Source organism: Streptomyces sp. NPDC057137 (assembly GCF_042670825.1).
Taxonomy (GTDB): domain Bacteria; phylum Actinomycetota; class Actinomycetes; order Streptomycetales; family Streptomycetaceae; genus Streptomyces.
In genome coordinates this window covers 156,386-175,815 of record NZ_JBHUUW010000011.1, presented here as the reverse complement: position 1 = coordinate 175,815, position 19,430 = coordinate 156,386, and the positions used below count along the sequence as shown (strand labels likewise).

At 71.6% G+C, this 19,430-nt stretch carries 16 protein-coding genes and 1 pseudogene; 11 read left to right on the top strand and 6 right to left on the bottom strand.

The window, feature by feature from the left end; translation table 11 throughout:
• Positions 1–24: 24 nt before the first annotated feature.
• The 3 genes from ACFT9I_RS12735 to ACFT9I_RS12725 all read right to left on the bottom strand — a co-directional run bounded on the left by ACFT9I_RS12735 (position 25) and on the right by ACFT9I_RS12725 (position 4,392).
• Complete coding sequence (locus ACFT9I_RS12735) at positions 25–1,755, bottom strand: thiamine pyrophosphate-binding protein (protein ID WP_382563479.1); 1,731 nt, start codon at positions 1,753–1,755, stop codon at positions 25–27.
• Complete coding sequence (gene speB / locus ACFT9I_RS12730; protein ID WP_382563477.1) at positions 1,752–2,765, bottom strand: agmatinase; 1,014 nt, start codon at positions 2,763–2,765, stop codon at positions 1,752–1,754. Before speB ends, ACFT9I_RS12735 begins: the two co-directional genes overlap by 4 nt.
• A gap of 115 nt (positions 2,766–2,880) precedes the next feature.
• Entirely contained in the window at positions 2,881–4,392 is a 1,512-nt protein-coding gene (locus ACFT9I_RS12725) for a sodium:solute symporter (RefSeq protein ID WP_382563475.1), read from the bottom strand.
• Between the two features lie 127 nt (positions 4,393–4,519).
• Between ACFT9I_RS12725 and ACFT9I_RS12720 the strand changes: the two genes are divergently transcribed.
• The 3 genes and pseudogenes from ACFT9I_RS12720 to ACFT9I_RS12710 all read left to right on the top strand — a co-directional run bounded on the left by ACFT9I_RS12720 (position 4,520) and on the right by ACFT9I_RS12710 (position 8,136).
• A complete protein-coding gene (locus ACFT9I_RS12720) occupies positions 4,520–5,956 on the top strand; it encodes a PucR family transcriptional regulator (RefSeq protein ID WP_382563473.1) in 1,437 nt (478 codons plus the stop codon).
• 148 nt (positions 5,957–6,104) lie between these two features.
• The gene (locus ACFT9I_RS12715; RefSeq protein ID WP_382563471.1) at positions 6,105–7,262 is read left to right on the top strand and encodes an acyl-CoA dehydrogenase family protein; all 1,158 of its coding nucleotides are present in this window, start codon (positions 6,105–6,107) and stop codon (positions 7,260–7,262) included.
• 44 nt (positions 7,263–7,306) lie between these two features.
• Positions 7,307–8,136, top strand: a pseudogene (locus tag ACFT9I_RS12710) (acyl-CoA thioesterase).
• Between the two features lie 65 nt (positions 8,137–8,201).
• Here ACFT9I_RS12710 and ACFT9I_RS12705 read toward each other — a convergent pair.
• Positions 8,202–8,990, bottom strand: a complete 789-nt coding sequence (locus ACFT9I_RS12705; RefSeq protein ID WP_382563470.1) for a phosphatase — start codon at positions 8,988–8,990, stop codon at positions 8,202–8,204.
• A 213-nt stretch (positions 8,991–9,203) separates the two neighbouring features.
• Here ACFT9I_RS12705 and ACFT9I_RS12700 point away from each other — a divergent pair, with 213 nt between their 5' ends.
• On the top strand, positions 9,204–9,689 hold the full coding sequence (locus tag ACFT9I_RS12700) for a peroxiredoxin (protein ID WP_382563468.1): 486 nt from the start codon (positions 9,204–9,206) through the stop codon (positions 9,687–9,689).
• Here ACFT9I_RS12700 and ACFT9I_RS12695 read toward each other — a convergent pair.
• Complete coding sequence (locus ACFT9I_RS12695) at positions 9,679–10,290, bottom strand: TetR/AcrR family transcriptional regulator (RefSeq protein WP_382563466.1); 612 nt, start codon at positions 10,288–10,290, stop codon at positions 9,679–9,681. The genes ACFT9I_RS12700 and ACFT9I_RS12695 overlap by 11 nt on opposite strands.
• Positions 10,291–10,411: 121 nt before the next feature.
• Here ACFT9I_RS12695 and ACFT9I_RS12690 point away from each other — a divergent pair, with 121 nt between their 5' ends.
• From ACFT9I_RS12690 to ACFT9I_RS12665, 6 genes are all read left to right on the top strand, one after another.
• On the top strand, positions 10,412–12,043 hold the full coding sequence (locus tag ACFT9I_RS12690; RefSeq protein WP_382563465.1) for a carboxyl transferase domain-containing protein: 1,632 nt from the start codon (positions 10,412–10,414) through the stop codon (positions 12,041–12,043).
• Positions 12,044–12,101: 58 nt separating this feature from the next.
• Entirely contained in the window at positions 12,102–14,093 is a 1,992-nt protein-coding gene (locus ACFT9I_RS12685) for an acetyl/propionyl/methylcrotonyl-CoA carboxylase subunit alpha (protein WP_382563517.1), read from the top strand.
• Positions 14,090–15,025, top strand: a complete 936-nt coding sequence (locus ACFT9I_RS12680) for a hydroxymethylglutaryl-CoA lyase (RefSeq protein ID WP_382563464.1) — start codon at positions 14,090–14,092, stop codon at positions 15,023–15,025. The genes ACFT9I_RS12685 and ACFT9I_RS12680 overlap by 4 nt, the downstream gene beginning before the upstream one ends.
• A gap of 2 nt (positions 15,026–15,027) precedes the next feature.
• The gene (locus ACFT9I_RS12675; RefSeq protein ID WP_382563463.1) at positions 15,028–16,182 is read left to right on the top strand and encodes an acyl-CoA dehydrogenase family protein; all 1,155 of its coding nucleotides are present in this window, start codon (positions 15,028–15,030) and stop codon (positions 16,180–16,182) included.
• 174 nt (positions 16,183–16,356) lie between these two features.
• Complete coding sequence (locus tag ACFT9I_RS12670) at positions 16,357–17,139, top strand: DUF899 family protein (protein ID WP_382563461.1); 783 nt, start codon at positions 16,357–16,359, stop codon at positions 17,137–17,139.
• Positions 17,140–17,225: 86 nt separating this feature from the next.
• Positions 17,226–17,870 (top strand): DNA alkylation repair protein, encoded by a 645-nt coding sequence (locus ACFT9I_RS12665; RefSeq protein ID WP_382563515.1) that lies wholly within the window; start codon positions 17,226–17,228, stop codon positions 17,868–17,870.
• A gap of 23 nt (positions 17,871–17,893) precedes the next feature.
• Here ACFT9I_RS12665 and ACFT9I_RS12660 read toward each other — a convergent pair whose 3' ends face one another.
• Positions 17,894–18,247, bottom strand: coding sequence for a VOC family protein (locus tag ACFT9I_RS12660; RefSeq protein ID WP_382563459.1), 354 nt, complete (start codon positions 18,245–18,247; stop codon positions 17,894–17,896).
• A 151-nt stretch (positions 18,248–18,398) separates the two neighbouring features.
• Between ACFT9I_RS12660 and ACFT9I_RS12655 the strand changes: the two genes are divergently transcribed.
• On the top strand, positions 18,399–19,430 hold the full coding sequence (locus ACFT9I_RS12655) for an ABC transporter substrate-binding protein (RefSeq protein WP_382563457.1): 1,032 nt from the start codon (positions 18,399–18,401) through the stop codon (positions 19,428–19,430).

Sequence of the window (19,430 nt, the reverse complement as noted above, 5' to 3'; positions counted from 1 at the left end):
GGACGTACAGGCTCGCCGGAGGGACTAGGACTGACGACCGAGTGCCCCGGCTCCCTGCTGGCCGGCCCCGGCGAGGTGCGTGGGGGCGAACAGCTTCAGGAGCGCCGGGAGCACCACCACCGACGGGCCGGGGGCCGCCAGCGCCTTCGACAGGTCGGCACGCAGCGACTCGGGGGTCGTACGGACCGCCGGCACGCCGAAGGACTCGGCGAGCGCGACGAAGTCCGGGCGGGCCAGCTCGGTGCCGGTGGTCTCGCCGAAGGCGTCCGTCATGTACTCGCGCAGGATCCCGTAGCCGCCGTCGTCCACGATCAGCCAGGTGACGGGGAGGCCGTACTGCCGGGCCGTGGCCAGCTCGGCGATCGAGTACATCGCGCCGCCGTCGCCGGAGACCGCGAGGACGGGTTTCGTCCGGTCGGCCGCCGCCGCGCCCAGGGCCGCCGGGAAGCCGTAGCCGAGACCGCCGGCGCCCTGGCCGGAGTGCATCGGTCCGGGCCAGGCGGACCAGGCCCAGTAGGCGAGGATCGTCATGTCCCAGAAGCTGGGAGAGGTGGCGGGCAGCGCTTCTCTTACGGAGGCGAGCACCCGCTGCTCCAGCTCCAGGTCCTGGGCGCCGATCCGCGCCCGTACCTTCGCCAGCACCGTACGGACCGCGTCCCGCGCGGACTCGGCGGCGGCCGGGGTGTCGCGTCCGGTCACCGACTCCAGCAGCGCGGACAGTGCCTCCCGCGCGTCGGCGTGGATGCCGAGCGCCGGGAGGTTCGACTCCAGTTTGCCGAGATCGGCCTCGATCTGGATCACCTGGCCGCGCGGTTGGAACGTGTAGTAGTTGGAGGACAGTTCGCCGAGCCCGGAGCCGACGACCAGCACGACGTCGGCGTCCTCCAGGAAGTCGGTGGTGTGCCGGTCCTCCAGCCAGGACTGGAGCGACAGCGGGTGCTCCCAGGGGAACGCGCCCTTCCCACCGAAGGTGGTGACGACGGGCGCGGCCAGCTTCTCGGCGAGGGCCCGCAGCTTGCCCGCGGCGTCCGCCCGTACGACTCCGCCGCCCGCGATGATCACGGGGCGCTCCGCGTGCGACAGGGCGTGCGCGGCGACGGCGATCAGCTCGGGGCGCGGCAGCAGTTCGCGCGGGGTGGCGTCGACGGCTGTGACGAGCGGCAGTGTCGTCTCCTTGAGGAGGACGTCCTGCGGGATCTCGACCCAGACGGGTCCGTGCGGAGCGGTGAGCGCGGACTCCCAGGCCGCCGCGATGGCGGACGGGATCTGGGAGGGCGTACGGACGAGGTGGACGGACTTGACGATGTCGCGGAACGAGGCCTGCTGGTCGCGCAGTTCGTGGAGATAGCCGTGCCGGCCGCCGCCGAGGCCCGCCGACGGGATCTGGCTGGAGATCGCGAGCACGGGCGAGGAGGCCGCGGCGGCCTCCTGGAGCGCGGCGAGCGAGGTCAGCGCGCCCGGCCCGGTGGAGAGCAGCAGGGGCGCGACCTCGCCGGTGACGCGGCCGTAGGCGTCGGCGGCGAATCCGGCGTTGTTCTCGACGCGCAGCCCGATGTAGTCCAGGTCGGAGCGGCGCAGCGCGTCGAACATGCCGAGCGCGTGCTGGCCGGGCAGGCCGAAGACGGTGGTGGCGCCGAGGCCGTGGAGCGTCTCGACGACGAGGTCGCCGCCGTTGCGCCCGGGGGGCGGGTTCAGGGCGTGCGCGGTCTGCTCGGGGGTGTAGCGGGGGATCTCGTGGTGGTGGTCGTGTGTCACTTCGCGCGGTCCTCAGCGATCTGGCGGGACATGATCGTGGTCAGTTCGTACGCCGTGTGGGAGGCGGCGACGGAGGTGATCTCCGCGTGGTCGTAAGCCGGGGCGACCTCGACCACGTCGGCGGAGACGAGGTGGCAGGAGGCCAGTCCCCGGAGGATTTCGAGGAGTTCGCGGGAGGTGAGGCCGCCGGCCTCGGGGGTGCCGGTGCCGGGCGCGTGGGCCGGGTCGAGGACGTCGATGTCGATGGAGATGTACAGCGGCCGGTCCCCGATGCGCTGCCGCAGCTGGTCGGCGACCTCGTCGACGCCGCGCCGCATGACGTCGGCGGACGTGACGATGCCGAAGCCCATCCGGTGGTCGTCGTCCAGGTCCTTCTTGCCGTAGAGCGGCCCGCGGGTGCCGACGTGCGACAGCGCCTCCGTATCGAGGATGCCTTCCTCGACGGCCCGGCGGAACGGGGTGCCGTGGGTGTACTCGGCGCCGAAGTACGTGTCCCAGGTGTCCAGGTGGGCGTCGAAGTGGAGCAGCGCGACGGGGCCGTGCTTCTTGGCGACCGAGCGCAGCAGGGGCAGCGCGATCGTGTGGTCGCCGCCGAGGGTCATCAGGCGCGCGCCGGTGGAGAGCAGGTCGTCGGCCGCCGCCTCGATCGTGTCGACGGCCTCGTTGATGTTGAACGGGTTGGCGGCGATGTCACCGGCGTCGGCGACCTGCGCGAGCGCGAACGGCGACGCGTCCTGGGCGGGGTTGTACGGGCGCAGCAGCCGGGACGCCTCGCGGATCGCGTTGCCGCCGAAGCGGGCGCCGGGCCGGTAGGACACCCCGCTGTCGAACGGCACTCCGACGACGGCGACGTCGGCGGCCCCGACCTCGTCCAGCCTGGGCAGGCGGGCGAAGGTGGCGGGTCCCGCGTACCGGGGCACGCGGGAGGAGTCGACGGGCCCGCGCGGGCCGCCTTCCCGGCCGGTGCCGGTGCCGCTGCCGCTGGTGTCGGGTCCTGGTGCGCTGCTCATGCTCGTGGAGCCCTTTCGTGGTGCGTGTACGTGTCCAGCATGACCCCGCCCACCGACAGCGCTCACAGCGGCGTCGCCGGTGGGCGGGTTCCGGGGCGTCCGGGGCGTCCGGGCCTCAGCTCGTGCTTCCGGCGGGCACGGACGGCTCCCGGGGACCGTCCTCGGCCGGCTCGGCCCCCTCGCCCGCGAGGCGGGCGCGCCACGCGGCCAGCACGGCGGCGTCCGTCGGCTTCGTCGCCAGGCTGACGAGGAGGTAGACGGCAAGCGAGGCGATCAGCCCGTAGTAGATGGGCTCGTTGGCCAGGATGCCGTACGCGATCATCAGGCCGATCACCGAGAGACCGCCGACGACCATCGCGGCGAGTGCGCCCTGCACGGTGCCGCGCTTCCACAGGAGGCCGCCGAGGATGGGCACGAGCAGGCCGCCGACGAGGAGGTTGTAGGCGACGGTCAGTGCCCCGACGACGTCGTTGAGCGCGATGGCGATGCAGATGACGGCGAGGCCCATGACCAGGATGAAGGCGCGGTTGTCCCGCACCTCGTCGCGCTCCCCCACCGCGTCCGCCTGCCCGCCCTGCCGCCCCGCCCGCTGTCCGAGCAGTTCCCGCAGCCGCGCCCAGATGTCGTTGTTGGCGACGGTGGCGCAGGCGATCAGCGCGCCCGAGGACGTCGACATCACGGCGGCGAGGGCGGCGGCGAGCACCAGTCCCCGCACGCCCGGCGGGAGTTCGTCCTTGACGATGGTGGCGAACGCGTCGTCGGCGCTCGGCAGCGTCGGGTAGAGGACCTTGGCGGCGGTGCCGATGACGGCTCCGGCTATCGCGTAGACGAGACAGTAGGTACCGGCGACGGTGCCGCCCCAGCGGGCGGTCCTGTCGCCGCGCGCGGTGAACACCCGCTGCCAGATGTCCTGCCCGATCAGCATGCCGAAGGTGTAGATCAGCACGTACGTGAAGATCGTCTCGCCGCCGATGCCCAGCGGGTCGAAGTACTCCGTGGGAAGCTTCGCCTTCATCTCGCTGAAGCCGCCGGCCTTCACGACGGCGATGGGCAGCAGGAGCAGCAGCACACCGATCGTCTTGACGACGAACTGCACCATGTCGGTGAGCGTGATCGACCACATGCCGCCGAGGGCCGAGTACGCGACCACGATGGCGCCGCCCAGGATGATCGCGACGGTGCGGTGCATGTCGAAGAGGACGTCGAAGATCGTGGCGTACGCGATGGTCGAGGTGACCGCGAGCATGAGGGTGTAGGCCCACATGACCAGCCCCGAGATGATGCCGGCGCGGCCTCCGTACCGAAGGTCGAGCATCTCGGAGACGGTGTAGACCTTCAGCCGGGCGATACGCGCGGAGAAGAACACCGACAGGGCCAGCAGCCCCAGGCCGATGGTGAAGACCATCCAGGCGCCGGAGAGTCCGTACTGGTAGCCGAGGCCGACGCCGCCGATGGTGGAGGCGCCGCCGAGGACGATGGCGGCCATGGTGCCGGAGTACATCCAGGGGCCGAGCCGGCGGCCCGCCACCAGGAACTCAGCTTTGGACTTGGCGCGGCGCATGCCCCACCAGCCCATGGCGAGCATGCCGGCGAGATAGACGACGATCACCGCGTAGTCCACAGCCATGGGGCTTCCTCCTGCTCCTGGTCAACTCCGGGGTGGTGCCTTGTGCGAGTCGACGGTAGGTGGCCGGAAAGGAACGCTGAAGTGTACGTTTCATCCATTCTTTCCACCGCCGATGGATGGACCATCCATGCCGGAACCCTCCGCTCCGCCCACCCCGCCGGTCCCGCTGGCCGCACTGCTCGCGGACGGCACGCTCGGCCTGCGCCTGATCGCGGGTCTGCCGGACGCCCGTACGGAGGGGGTGGCCGTCCACTGGGTGCACACCTCGGAGATGGCCGATCCGTATCCGTATCTGCTCGGCGGTGAGCTGCTGCTGACGGCGGGCGTCCAGCTCACGGACGCGCACGCCGACACCTATGTACGGAGGGTCGTCGAGGCGGGCGCCACGGCGCTCGGCTTCGGGGTCGCGCCGGTGTACGACACGGTCCCGGCCGGCCTGGTCGAGGCGTGCGACCGCTACGGGCTGCCTCTGTTGGAGATCCCCCGGCGGACACCGTTCACCACCGTGGCGCGCGGGGTGTGGCGGCTGATGGCCGAGGCCCGCCACCGCGAGCTGCGCCGGGTCACCGAGGCCCAGCAGGGCCTCGCGGCGGCCGCCGCCCGCCCCGACCCGGTCCCGGCGGTGCTGCGCCAGCTCGCGCTGCGCCTCGGCGGCCGCGCGGTGCTGTTCGCCCCCGACGGCGCGGAACTGCACGCCACGGGCCGGGACCCGGCACCGGGATCCCGTACGGCGCTGGTCCGCCTGTCGCGCGTGGTGAATCCGCCGCACGGCACGGCCGCCGACACCGTCGGCGACGCGCGCCTGGCCGCGTACGCGCTGGGCGGCGGCCAGGGCCTGGTCCTCGGCGTCGCCGCCGGGGCCCGGGAGGCCGGGGACCACACCGTCACGGGCGTGGCCGTCGTCCTGCTGTCGCTGCTCACGGCGCCGCACCAGGGCGCGGCGGAGGCGGCGCGCTCGGCTGCGCTCGTACGGCTCCTGCTGGGCGCGAACCCCACCGATGCGGCGCCGCTGCTCGGCCCCGGCCCGTGGACGGTGGTGCACGCGCAGGGCGGCGACACGCCCTTCGCCGCGTCGGCGCTGGCGGCGGCGCTCGGCAGCGCGCTGGCCGAGACGGACGGCACCACGATCCGTGTCCTCACCGACCGCCCGGTCACCGCCCAGCCGGGCTGGACGCTCGGGGTGAGCGCCCCGGCGGCGCCGACCGCACTGGCCGAGGCCGACACCCAGGCGGGGCGCGCCCTGCGCCGCGCGGAGGCGACCCGTACGGCACTCGTCCGCCACCACGAGCCGGCTCCGGACGCCCTGACCGCGCTGGTCCCTCCTGAAGAGGCCGCCGCCCACGCCCGTTCCCGCCTCGCCCCCCTCGCCGGCTCCCCCGCGCTGACCGAGACCCTGCGCACCTGGCTGTCACTGCACGGCAGTTGGGACCGCACGGCGGTGGCCCTGACGGTCCACCGCAACACGGTGCGCCAACGCATCGCCCGCTGCGCGACGCTGCTGGACGCGGACCTCGACGAGGCGGACGTACGGATGGAGTTGTGGTTCGCGCTGCGATGGCTGTGAGCCGGGACCGGCTGTGACGCCTTCAACTCCCTGTGCGTCTGGACACCCGTGCGAACCCCCCGGTAACTTGAGGTGAGCAAGCGCTTAGACAGAGCGCCCCAGACTGCTCACACCGCTCAGACCGCTCAGACCGAAGGAGAGGGCTTCCGTGCGCCGTAGCGTTTACAACGAGGACCACGAGGCGTTCCGGGAGACCCTCCGCGCCTTCATCGAGGCCGAGGTCGTCCCCGTCTACGACGAGTGGTACGCCGAGGGCCTGGTCCCCCGCGAGTTCTACTACAAGCTCGGCGAGCTGGGCATATTCGGTATCGAGGTGCCGGAGGAGTACGGGGGCGCTGGCGAGGAGTCGTTCAAGTTCCAGGCGATCGTCTCCGAGGAGTGCGCCCGCGCGGGTGTCTCCTTCGGAGGGTCGAGCGTGCATGTCGCGCTCTGCCTGCCGTACGTGAAGGCGTACGCCACCGACGAGCAGAAGAAGCGCTGGCTGCCCGGCTTCGTGACCGGCGAGAGCATGTACGCCATCGCCATGACCGAGCCCGGCACCGGCTCCGACCTCGCGGGCATGAAGACCACGGCCAAGCTCTCCGCCGACGGTTCGCACTACGTCCTCAACGGCGCGAAGACCTTCATCACCGGCGGCGTGCACGCCGACCGCGTCATCGTCTGCGCCCGCACCGCCCCGCCGAGCCCGGAGGACCGCAGGCACGGCATCTCGCTCTTCGTCGTGGACACCAGGTCGGAGGGGTACGCGGTCGGCCGCAAGCTCGACAAGCTGGGGCTGAAGTCCTCGGACACGGCCGAACTGTCCTTCAGCGACGTCAAGGTGCCCGTCGACGATCTGCTCGGCGAGGAGAACAAGGGCTTCTCCTACCTCGGCCAGAATCTGCCGCAGGAGCGCCTGGGCATCGCCGTCGGCGCGTACGCGCAGGCGTCGGCCGCGATCCGGTTCGCGCAGAACTACGTCCAGGACCGCACCGTCTTCGGCAAGACCGTCGCCTCCTTCCAGAACACCAAGTTCGAACTGGCCGCCTGCAAGGCCGAGGTCGACGCCGCCGAGGCCGTCTGCGACCGTGCCCTCGAAGCCCACGACGCGGGCGAGCTGTCCGCCGCCGAGGCCGCGTCGGCGAAGCTCTTCTGTACGGAGGTCGCGCACCGCGTGATCGACAAGTGCCTTCAGCTGCACGGCGGTTACGGCTACATGAACGAGTACCCGATCGCCCGCCTGTACGCGGACAACCGCGTCAACCGCATCTACGGCGGCACCAGCGAGGTCATGAAGATGATCATCGCCAAGTCCATGGGCCTGTAGAGCAACAGGACCGGACCGTACGGACCAGGGACACAGTCAGCACCATGAACGCACTGGAGTCCCTCCTCGATCTGCTCGACCTGGAGCGCATCGAGGAGGACATCTTCCGCGGTCTCAGCCGCTCCGCGGCGATCCCGCGCGTCTACGGGGGCCAGGTCGCCGCGCAGGCCCTGGTGGCCGCGGGCCGTACCGTCCCCGCCGACCGGCCGGCCCACTCCCTGCACTCGTACTTCCTGCGCGCGGGCGATCCCGGCGCGCCCATCGTCTACACGGTCGACCGCATCCGTGACGGCCGGTCCTTCACCACGCGCCGGGTCGTGGCCGTCCAGCACGGCCAGCCGATCTTCCACCTCTCGGCGTCCTTCCAGACGTACGAGGAGGGCCTGGAGCACCAGGCCGGGATGCCGCCGGCGCCGGATCCGGAGACTCTGCCGACCGCGGCCGAACTGCTGCCGCGCTACGCGGACCGGTTCGTCGACCCGTCCGTCGCCGACCGGCTGCTGGAGGCGCGCGCCGCGGTGGATCTGCGGTACGTGGACGCCCCGCCGTACGCCACGGCCGGGCAGCCGCGCGAGGCCAGCTCGCAGGTGTGGTTCCGCACGGTGGGCAAGCTCGCCGACGACCCGCTGCTGCACGTCTGCCTGGCGACGTACGTCTCCGACATGACACTGCTCGACTCGGTGCTGCTCGCGCACGGCAGGGGCGGCTGGGCGACCAGACGTCGCCGTCCGCGTCCGGTGGCCGGGGGCTCGGGCAGGCCCGGATCTACACACGGGACGGGCGGCTGGCGATCTCGGTGATCCAGGAGGGCGTCATGCGCATACCAAGGGGGCCCGAGACCGGTGGCGGGGACTCCGGGGCGGGGCGCGACTGAGCCCGGCCGCTGTGCCTGTCCTCAGCGCCGGGCTGCTGTGGTGCCGTGGTGCCGCTCGTTCGTACTCAGACGGTGTTCGTGAGGCCGGCCTCGTGCAGCAGGTACTCCGTCATCGGGTCGTAGAAGCGCGGGTCCGTGACGTGGTCGTCCAGCGGGACCGTCACCTGCAGGGTGCCCTCCGCCTCGCCGATGAACAGGGCCGGGTCGTTGCAGTCCGCGTACCCGATGGAGTCGAGCCCCCGCTGGCCCGCGCAGCCCGCCCAGCCGTGGTCGGCGAGCACCAGGTCCGGCTGTGGTCTGCCGTCGCGCTCCAGGCCGTCCAGGATGGCCCGCATCGGCTCGGGCGAGTGCGTGTGCCAGAGCGTCGCCCCGCGCTCCAGCATCGCGACGCCCGCGAACTGGAAGAGCATGCCCTCGTCGGCCGTGAGGCCGCCGGGGATCCGGATGATCTCGCAGCCCGCGAGCCGCAGCGCGTCCGCCGTCTGCCGGTGCACGTCCAGCAGACCGCCGGGGTGGCCGGTCGCGAACAGCACGCTCTCGCGGCCCGCCGCCGCCTTGCGCAGCCGCGCCGCCATCCGTCCCAGGGCGTCGACGGTCAGCTCGGGGTCGATGGTGTCCTGGCCGTGCCGGTGCTCCGGATCGTCGTTGACCCCGCACCGCTCGGCCATCACGGCGAGCACGTCCTGCTCGTCGGTCCAGCGGTCGCCGAGCTCCAGGCCCAGCCAGAAGTGGCGGTCGCCGTTGGCGAGCTTGCGATAGTGGGAGAGGTTGTTGTCCCTGGGTGTGGCCACGTCTCCGGCGATGCGCGTGCGGACGAGGTGGTCGACGAGAGCTTCGCGGCTGGGTATCGGCATGAGCCCATTGTGCCGTCAGATGTACGCGCGGTGCCGCTCGTCCCGGTGACTGGACGTACCGGGCGCGATCCGGGGCGGTGTCCGCGCCGAGGACGACGACGGCAGGACACACCGCGGGACAGACGAGAAGACGACGAAGCGTGTGCGACGAAGCGTGTGCGACGAACGGAGTGCGCCGACAGCGGCGCACCCGAACCAGCAAGGGAGCCTCTTGTGGCAGCATCACCCGGTCCCGGCCGTCCGGTGGAGAACTTCGCCCTGCCCGGCGGGGTGCTCGACGGCGACGACACCTTCGTACGGAGGGAGTACCGCCTCGACGAGCGGCGGGGCCACCCGCTGGTCCTCGCCTTCTACCCCGGCGACGACACCAGCGTCTGCACCAAGCAGCTGTGCTCGTACTCCAGCGGTCTGGAGACATTCACCGACCTCGGCGCCGAGGTGTGGGGCATCAGCCCGCAGGACATCGACAGCCACGAGGCGTTCGCCCGTAAGTACGGCCTGCGGATCCCGCTGCTCGCCGACACCGGGCGGACGGTGGCGAAGGCGTTCGGGATCGCCGCGCCCGGGATCGGGCTGCGCCGCGCGGTCTTCCTGATCGCGCCGGACGGCACGCTGCACTGGAAGCACGTGGCGCTGCTCGGCGCGACCTTCCAGCCGGTGGAGACACTGGCCAGGGAGCTGGCCACGCTCAGGGCGTGACGTCCTGAGGGTCGCCGAGGGCGGCGAACGCGCCGTGCGCCAGACGGCGCAGGAGCGTTTCCGCCACCGCGCGCCGGGGTGTGCCGCGGCCGGTGGGGCTCAGGTGGGGCGTCGAGTTCAGCAGGCCGAAGACGGCGTGCACGGCGCCGCGGGCGACCGGCTCGGGAAGGTCCTGGTGGATCTCGCGCACGACGCCGACCCACAGCTCCACGTACTGCCGCTGGAGCTGCCGTACGAGCTTGCGGTCGCTGTCCCTGAGCCGGTCCAGTTCGCGGTCGTGGAGCGTGATCAGCGGGCGGTCGTCCAGGGCGAAGTCGATATGGCCGTCGATCAGCGAGGCGAGCACGGCCGCCGGATCGCCGGTCGAGGCCGCCACGCGCTTCCTGCCGCCGTCCAGCAGTCGGCCGCTGATGCCGACGAGCAGTTCGGCGAGCATGGCGTCCTTGCCCGCGAAATGGCGGTACAGGCCCGGCCCGCTGATACCGACGGCCGCCCCTATCTCGTCGACGCCCACCCCGTGGAAACCGCGCTCGGCGAAAAGCCTGGCGGCCTCGTTGAGGATCTGCTCGCGGCGCGTCGGTGCCGCGGTCCTGGTGCTCATGGAAATCCATTCTAGACAGGACGGTTAGCGGTCGTTAACCTGAGACCGAAACGTTAACGCTCACTAACCACGCGTGGTGAACGGGCGGGACCGGGAAAGACGGAGCGAGGGAGCTCGACCGATGCAGCAGGCACCCGTGCTGGCGAGCGCCGCCGACCCGGCGTCCGAGGCCTGGCGCGCCAACGAGGCGGGGCATCAGGCGCTCTCGGACGCCCTGCGCGACCGGCTCGCCGCCGCCCGGCTCGGCGGCGGTGAGAAGTCCCGCGCCCGGCATGTGGCGCGCGGGAAGCTGCTGCCCCGCGACCGGGTGGACACCCTGCTGGATCCCGGCTCGCCCTTCCTGGAGCTGGCCCCGCTGGCGGCGGAGGACATGTACGGCGGCCAGGCGCCGGCGGCCGGGGTGATCGCCGGGATCGGCCGGGTCAGCGGCCGCGAGGTGGTCGTGGTCGCCAACGACGCCACGGTCAAGGGCGGGACGTATTACCCGATGACGGTGAAGAAACATCTGCGCGCCCAGGAGGTCGCGCTGGAGAACAGGCTGCCGTGCGTCTATCTCGTGGACTCGGGCGGCGCCTTCCTGCCGATGCAGGACGAGGTCTTCCCCGACCGTGACCACTTCGGCCGGATCTTCTACAACCAGGCGCGGATGTCCGGCGCCGGTGTCCCGCAGATCGCGGCCGTCCTCGGTTCCTGCACGGCGGGCGGCGCCTACGTGCCCGCGATGAGCGACGAGGCCGTGATCGTCCGCGACCAGGGCACGATCTTCCTGGGCGGCCCGCCGCTGGTGAAGGCGGCGACCGGCGAGGTCGTCACCGCCGAGGAGCTGGGCGGCGGCGAGGTCCACTCCCGTACGTCGGGGGTCACCGACCATCTCGCCGAGGACGACGCGCACGCGCTGCGCATCGTCCGCACGATCGTCTCGACGCTGCCCGAGCGCGGCCCGCTGCCCTGGCTGGTCGAGCCGGCGGAGGAGCCGAAGGTCGACCCCGCGGGGCTGTACGGGGCGGTGCCGGTCGACTCGCGCACGCCGTACGACGTCCGTGAGGTCATCGCACGGCTCGTGGACGGCTCGCGGTTCGCGGAGTTCAAGTCCGAGTTCGGTACGACGCTGGTCACCGGCTTCGCGCGGATCCACGGCCACCCGGTGGGGATCGTCGCCAACAACGGCATCCTGTTCTCCGAATCGGCCCAGAAGGGCGCGCACTTCATCGAGCTGTGCGACCAGCGCGGCATCCCGCTCCTCTTCCTCCAGAACATCTCCGGGTTCATGGTCGGCAAGGCGTACGAGGCGGGCGGCATCGCCAAGCACGGCGCGAAGATGGTGACGGCCGTGGCGTGCGCGCGCGTGCCGAAGCTCACCGTCGTGGTCGGCGGCTCCTACGGCGCGGGGAACTACTCGATGTGCGGCCGGGCCTACTCCCCCCGCTTCCTGTGGATGTGGCCCAACGCCAAGATCTCGGTGATGGGCGGCGAGCAGGCCGCGTCCGTCCTGGCGACGGTCAAGCGCGACCAGATCGAGGGGCGCGGCGAGGAGTGGCCGGCCGAGGAGGAAGAGGCGTTCAAGGACCCGGTGCGCGCGCAGTACGAGACACAGGGCAACGCCTATTACGCGACGGCGCGGCTCTGGGACGACGGGGTGATCGATCCGCTGGAGACCCGTCAGGTGGTGGGTCTGGCGCTGACGGCCTGCGCCAACGCCCCGCTTCCCCAGAAGGACAGCACCGCCCCCGGCTTCGGCGTCTTCCGGATGTGAGTGACAGATGACCACCAGGACCACCACGACCAGCACGACCGCCCGGCCCCTCGGCGGCATGTTCGACACCGTCCTCGTCGCGAACCGCGGCGAGATCGCGGTCCGCGTCATCCGTACGCTGCGCGCGCTCGGCATCCGTTCCGTCGCGGTCTTCAGCGACGCCGACGCGGACGCCCGGCATGTACGGGAGGCGGACATCGCCGTCCGGATCGGCCCGGCGCCCGCCTCCGAGAGCTATCTGGTGAGCGACCGGCTGCTGGAGGCCGCGGCCCGTACGGGCGCCCAGGCGGTCCACCCGGGCTACGGCTTCCTCGCGGAGAACGCGGCCTTCGCGCAGGCGTGCGCGGACGCCGGGCTGGTCTTCATCGGCCCGACCGCGTCCGCCATCTCCCTGATGGGAGACAAGATCCGTGCCAAGGAGACCGTGGCGGCGGCCGGTGTTCCGGTGGTGCCGGGCTCCTCCGGCAGCGGTCTGACCGACGACCAACTGGCCGACGCGGCCAGGGAGATCGGGATGCCCGTGCTGCTGAAGCCGTCGGCGGGCGGCGGCGGCAAGGGCATGCGGCTCACGCGGCTGGAGTCGGCCCTGCGGGACGAGATCGCGGCGGCCCGGCGCGAGGCCCGCGCGTCCTTCGGCGACGACACGCTCCTCGTCGAGCGGTGGATCGACCGGCCGCGCCACATCGAGATCCAGGTGCTGGCCGACGGGCACGGCAACGTGGTCCATCTCGGCGAGCGCGAGTGCTCGTTGCAGCGCCGCCACCAGAAGATCATCGAGGAGGCGCCGTCCGTCCTGCTGGACGAGAAGACGCGCGCGGCGATGGGCGAGGCGGCGGTGCAGGCGGCGCGCTCCTGCGGCTACCGGGGCGCGGGGACGGTCGAGTTCATCGTCCCGGGCGAGGACCCCGCGTCGTACTTCTTCATGGAGATGAACACCCGCCTCCAGGTGGAGCACCCCGTCACCGAGCTGGTCACCGGTCTGGATCTGGTCGAGTGGCAGCTGCGTGTCGCCGCCGGTGAACGGCTTCCGTTCACCCAGGAGGACATCACCCTCACCGGGCACGCGATCGAGGCCCGGATCTGCGCGGAGGACCCCGCGCGCGGCTTCCTGCCGTCGGGCGGCCGGGTACTGTCGCTGCGCGAGCCGGAGGGCGACGGCGTCCGTACGGACTCGGGCCTGAGCGAGGGCACGGAGGTCGGGAGCCTGTACGACCCGATGCTGTCGAAGGTGATCGTGCACGCCCCCGACCGCCCGACGGCGCTGCGCAGGCTGCGGGCGGCCCTGGCGGAGACGGTGACGCTGGGCGTCCCGACGAACGCCGGCTTCCTACGGAGGCTGCTGGCACACCCCGCCGTGGTGGCGGGCGAGCTGGACACGGGCCTGGTGGAGCGGGACGCGGACTCGCTGGTGCCGACGGAGGTTCCGGCGGAGGTGTACGAAGCGGCGGCGGCGGTACGGGAATCGGCCCTGGCCCCCGCTCCGAGCCCGGTCACCGGCTGGACCGACCCCTTCTCCGTACCGAACGGCTGGCGGATGGGCGCCGCGCCCCTCCCCGTCACCCACCAGCTGCGAGTGACGGGACATGAACCCGTTACTCACCGACTGCTCGGCTCCGGCCCATCGGCGCGCGTGGAGCCCGGCCGGGTGACCGTCACGGTCGACGGGATGACGCACACCTTCCACCGGGCGGACGACTGGCTCGGCAGGGACGGCGACAGCTGGCACGTACAGGACCACGATCCGGTCGAGGCGGCGCTGCTCGGCGCCGCCGGCGCGGGTGGTCTCGACGCGCTCACCGCCCCGATGCCCGGCACGGTCACGGTCGTCAAGGTGGCGGTCGGGGAGGAAGTGGTGGCGGGTCAGGGCCTGTTGGTGGTCGAGGCGATGAAGATGGAGCACGTCATCTCCGCCCCGCACGACGGCACCGTCACGGAGCTGGACGTCACGGCGGGCTCCACCGTCGCCATGGACCAGGTGCTGGCGGTGGTGGCCCCGGCCGCCTCCGCCGAGGCTCCTGAGGTTCCTGAGGCTCCCGAGGAGGAGAGATGACACTCCCGATGACCGTCATGGACGAGGGCCTGCCGACCCGGATCCGTATCCACGAGGTGGGCGCGCGCGACGGCCTCCAGAACGAGGCGACGATCGTCCCGACGGAGATCAAGGCGGAGTTCATCCACCGACTCGCCGCCGCCGGGCTCACCACCATCGAGGCGACCAGCTTCGTCCACCCCAAGTGGGTGCCCCAACTGGCCGACGCCGAGCAGCTGTTCCCGATGGTGCGCGACCTGGAGAACGTACGGCTGCCCGTCCTCGTACCGAACGACCGCGGTCTCGACCGGGCGCTGGCCCTCGGTGTCCGTCAGGTGGCGGTCTTCGCCAGCGCGACCGAGTCCTTCGCCAAGGCCAATCTGAACCGGACGCTGGACGAGTCCCTCGCCATGTTCGAGCCGGTCGTCGCCCGCGCCCGCGCGGAGCGGCTCCATGTCCGGGGCTATCTCTCGATGTGCTTCGGCGACCCGTGGGAGGGGCCCGTCCCCGTCGACCAGGTCGCCCGGATCGTCAGGACGCTGGTCGACATGGGCTGCGACGAGGTGAGTCTCGGCGACACGATCGGCGTGGCGACCCCCGGCCATGTGCAGAGCCTGCTCGCCACGCTCATCGAGGAAGGCGTGCACGTCTCGAAGATCGGCGTGCACTTCCACGACACGTACGGCCAGGCGCTCGCCAACACCTTCGCCGCGCTCCAGCACGGCGTGACCACCGTCGACGCGTCCGCGGGCGGCCTGGGCGGCTGCCCGTTCGCGAAGAGCGCCACCGGGAATCTCGCCACCGAGGACCTCCTGTGGATGTTGCAGGGCCTCGGTATCGACACCGGGGTCGACCTCGGCCTCCTCACCGCCACCAGCGTGTGGATGGCCGAGCAGTTGGGGCGACCCAGCCCCTCCCGCACCGTAAGCGCTCTCTCCCACAAGGAGTCCTAGCCATGTCCCTGGACCACCGGCTCTCACCGGAGCACGAGGAACTGCGCCGTACCGTCGAGGCGTTCGCGCAGGACGTCGTCGCACCGAAGATCGGCGACCTCTACGAGCGGCACGAGTTCCCGTACGAGATCGTGCGCGAGATGGGCCGGATGGGCCTGTTCGGCCTGCCCTTCCCGGAGGAGTACGGCGGCATGGGCGGCGACTACATGGCGCTCGGCATCGCCCTGGAGGAGCTGGCCCGCGTCGACTCGTCCGTGGCCATCACCCTCGAAGCGGGCGTCTCGCTCGGCGCGATGCCGCTGCACCTCTTCGGTACGGAGGAGCAGAAGCGGGAGTGGCTGCCGCGCCTGTGCTCCGGCGAGGTCCTGGGCGCCTTCGGTCTGACCGAGCCGGAGGCGGGCTCGGACGCGGGCGGCACGCGCACGACGGCCGTACGCGACGGCGATGAGTGGGTCATCAACGGGTCGAAGTGCTTCATCACCAACTCGGGCACGGACATCACCGGCCTGGTCACGGTCACGGCGGTCACCGGCCGCAAAGAGGATGGCCGCCCGGAGATCTCCTCGATCATCGTCCCGTCCGGCACCCCCGGCTTCACGGTCGCGGCCCCGTACTCGAAGGTCGGCTGGAACGCGTCGGACACCCGCGAGCTGTCCTTCTCCGACGTCCGCGTCCCGCTGACGAATCTGGTCGGCACGGAGGGCCGTGGGTACGCCCAGTTCCTCCGGATCCTGGACGAGGGCCGCATCGCGATCTCCGCGCTGGCGACGGGGCTGGCGCAGGGCTGCGTGGACGAGTCGGTGAGATACGCGAAGGAGCGCCACGCCTTCGGCCGCCCGATCGGCGCGAACCAGGCCATCCAGTTCAAGATCGCCGACATGGAGATGCGCGCCCACATGGCCCGCCTCGGCTGGCGCGACGCGGCGTCCCGCCTGGTCCACGGCGAGCCGTTCAAGAAGGAGGCGGCGCTGGCGAAGCTCTACTCCTCCACGGTCGCGGTGGACAACGCCCGCGAGGCCACCCAGATCCACGGCGGCTACGGCTTCATGAACGAGTACCCGGTGGCCCGTATGTGGCGCGACTCCAAGATCCTGGAGATCGGCGAGGGCACGAGCGAGGTCCAGCGGATGCTGATCGCGAGGGAGTTGGGGCTGTAGGGTCCCGCCGGGTCACCCGTTCCAGCGGCGCGTGACCAACCGACGGGCTCCGGGAGGCGACTCGCCGAGGGCGCCCGCTGCGGCGATGAGTTCCGGACGGCGCGGGAGTCTGTACTGGTGACCGGCGGAGAACGTCGTACGACGGTCACCCGCACGAGACACCACGGAGGACCCATGACGACCACGCCGAGTGACCCGAACGCCCCGCTCCCCGGCCGCCCGCCCATCGCCGACCTGGCCACCTGGCAGGCCGCCCGTGACGAGCTGCTGGTCCGCGAGAAGGCCCACACCCACGAGGGCGACGCCATCGCCGCGGCCCGCCGCCGGCTGCCGATGGTGGAGTTCGACGGGACGGTCGAGGTCGTCGGGGCCGACGGCCCGGTCCCGTTCCTGGACCTGTTCCAGGGCCGCGACGAGCTGGTGGTCTACAAGCACATGTGGTGGGACGGCGCGCCGCACCAGGGGCAGTGCGAGGGCTGCACCGTCACCGCGTGGCACCTGAAGGACGCCGTCTACCTCAACGCCCGCGGCGTCTCCTCCGCCATCCTGACCACGGGCCCGTGGGAGGAGGTGGCCTCCTTCGTCGATTTCATGGGCTACACCCAGCCCTGGTACTCGGTACGCGGCGTGGACGAGCCGATCGGCGGCGCCATGGGTTACCTCACCAGCTTCCTGCGCGACGGCGACCGCGTGTTCCTCACCTACTCCACGACGGGCCGTGGCACCGAACCGGCCAGCGGCTCCTTCGCCCTGCTCGACATGACGCCCCACGGCCGCGGCGAGGCGTGGGAGGACAACCCCGAGGGCCGGCCCGAGGGTCAGGGCCCGTGCTGGTACTGGCGCGCGGACGCGGACGGGAACGCCACCTGGGGCCCGACCGGCCGCCCGGTACCGCAGTGGACGCGCCCCGGCGCGGGTCCCGAGGACACCCTCGGCCGGCAGGGCGACCACCACTGACCGGCGTCGTACGCTGGGCACCCGCACCCGCACCCGCACGCGACGGACAGGAGGCCGAGGTGACCGACACGAGCGTGGCCGAGGTCATGGCCGAGCTGGCCGCCCTGGAGGACCCGAGGGCGCGCGCGGTGAACGAGAAGCACGGTGACGATCACGGGGTGAACCTCGGCAAGCTGCGTGCACTCGCGAAGCGGCTGAGGACACAGCAGGAACTCGCCCAACGGCTTTGGGAGACGGACGACACCGCGGCGAGAATGCTGGCGCTGCTGATCTGCCGCCCGAAGGCGTTCGGGCGCGACGAGTTGGACGCCATGCTGCGCGAGGCGCGCGCGCCCAAGGTGCACGACTGGCTCGTGAACTACGTGGTGAAGAAGAGCCCGCACTCCGAGGAGCTGCGCCTGGCGTGGTCCGCCGATCCGGATCCGGTGGTCGCGAGTGCCGGCTGGGCCCTGACCACCGATCGCGTGGCGAAGAAGCCCGCCGGTCTCGACCTCGCGGGGCTGGTCGATGTCATCGAGGCGCGGATGAAGGACGCACCGGACCGCTTGCAGTGGGCGATGAACCACTGCCTGGCGCAGATCGGGATCGAACATCCCGGGCATCGCGCCCGTGCGATCGACATCGGTGAGCGCCTGGAGGTGCTCAAGGACTACCCGACGCCGCCGGGGTGCACGTCCCCGTACGCCCCTGTCTGGATCACCGAGATGGTGCGCCGACAGCAGGCCACGTAGTTGTACACCCCTGGGGCCGGTCGTCAGCGGTGGCCCAGCACGTTGACCACCCGGCCGCTGGGGTCGCGGGCGAAGAAGCGGCGGACGCCCCACGCCTCGTCCCGCAGCGTGTGCACGATCTCCGCGCCGCTCGCCAGCACGGCCTCGTGGGCCGCGTCCACGTCGGCCACCTCGATGCTCATGTCGGGGACGACGGGCGCGGTCGCGTCCTCGGTGAGGAAGCTGACCTGGGCGGCGGGGGTGGACGGGGAGGCGAGAGTCATGATCCACCCTTGGTTCATGACCTCCTCGAAGCCCAGGAGGCCGTAGAACTCCCGGCTCCGGTCCAGCTCTTCGGGCTGTACGTGGACGTTGGGCACGACGCGGCGAACGGACATCTCTGGCTCCTGTCGAGAGGCGGGACGACTCCCCCCACTCTGCCCGGGGCCTCTGACACTCGCCCCGTACGCAACGGTAAGCAAGGTTAGGCTAACCTACCTGAACCGGCCCATCGGCCGGTCTCCGGCGCGTACGAAAGCGGACATCGACATGCCCAACGCCCTCAGCTCGCCCCTCAGCCGTCGCGGCATCCTCGCCGCCGGTGGTGCCGTCGGTCTTGGAGTCGCGCTCGCCGCCTGCGGGAACGGCGACGACGACAAGGAAAGCGCGGGCGCGGGCGGCGACGCGAAGGCGGGGCCCTGGTCCTTCAAGGACGACCGCGGTGAGACGGCGAAGGCCGACAGCGCCCCGAAGAGCATCGTCGCCTTCACCGGCACCGCCGCCGCGCTCCACGACTACGGGATCGAGGTCAAGGGCGTCTTCGGGCCGACCACCACCAAGGACGGCAAGCCGGACATCCAGGCGGGGGACCTCGACGTCACGAAGGTCGAGATACTCGGCAACGTCTGGGGCGAGTTCAACGTCGAGAAGTACGCGGCGCTCGCCCCGGACCTGCTGGTCACCGCGCAGTGGGTCGAGGGCGAACTCTGGTACGTCCCCGAGCAGTCCAAGGACAAGATCCTCAAGCTGGCCCCCAGCGTGGCGCTCCTGGCGGCGGAGACCACCGTCCCCAAGGCGGTCCAGCGCCACGCGGACCTCGCCGAGTCCCTGGGCGCGGATCTGAAGGCCGCGAAGGTCACCGCCGCCAAGGCCAGGTTCGAGAAGGCGGCGGGCCGGCTGCGGGCGGCGGCGAAGTCCAAGCCGGACATCAGGGTGCTGGTCGGCTCGGCCAGCCAGGACCTGTTCTACGTCTCGCTCGCCAAGATGTCCGCCGACACCCTCTACTTCCAGGAACTCGGCGTGAGGTTCGTCGAGCCGAAGGTGAACGCGCAGGGCTTCTTCGAGGAGTTGAGCTGGGAGAACATCGACAAGTACCCGGCCGACATCATCATGATGGACAACCGTTCCTCCGCCCTCCAGCCCAACGCGCTCTCCTCGAAGCCGACTTGGGCGAGGCTGCCCGCCGTCGAGGCGGGCCAGGTCGTCCCCCGTGTCACGGAGCCCATCTACTCGTACGACAAGTGCGCGCCGATCCTCGAAGATCTCGCCGCGGCGATCGAGAAGGCCCGGAAGGTCGCCTGA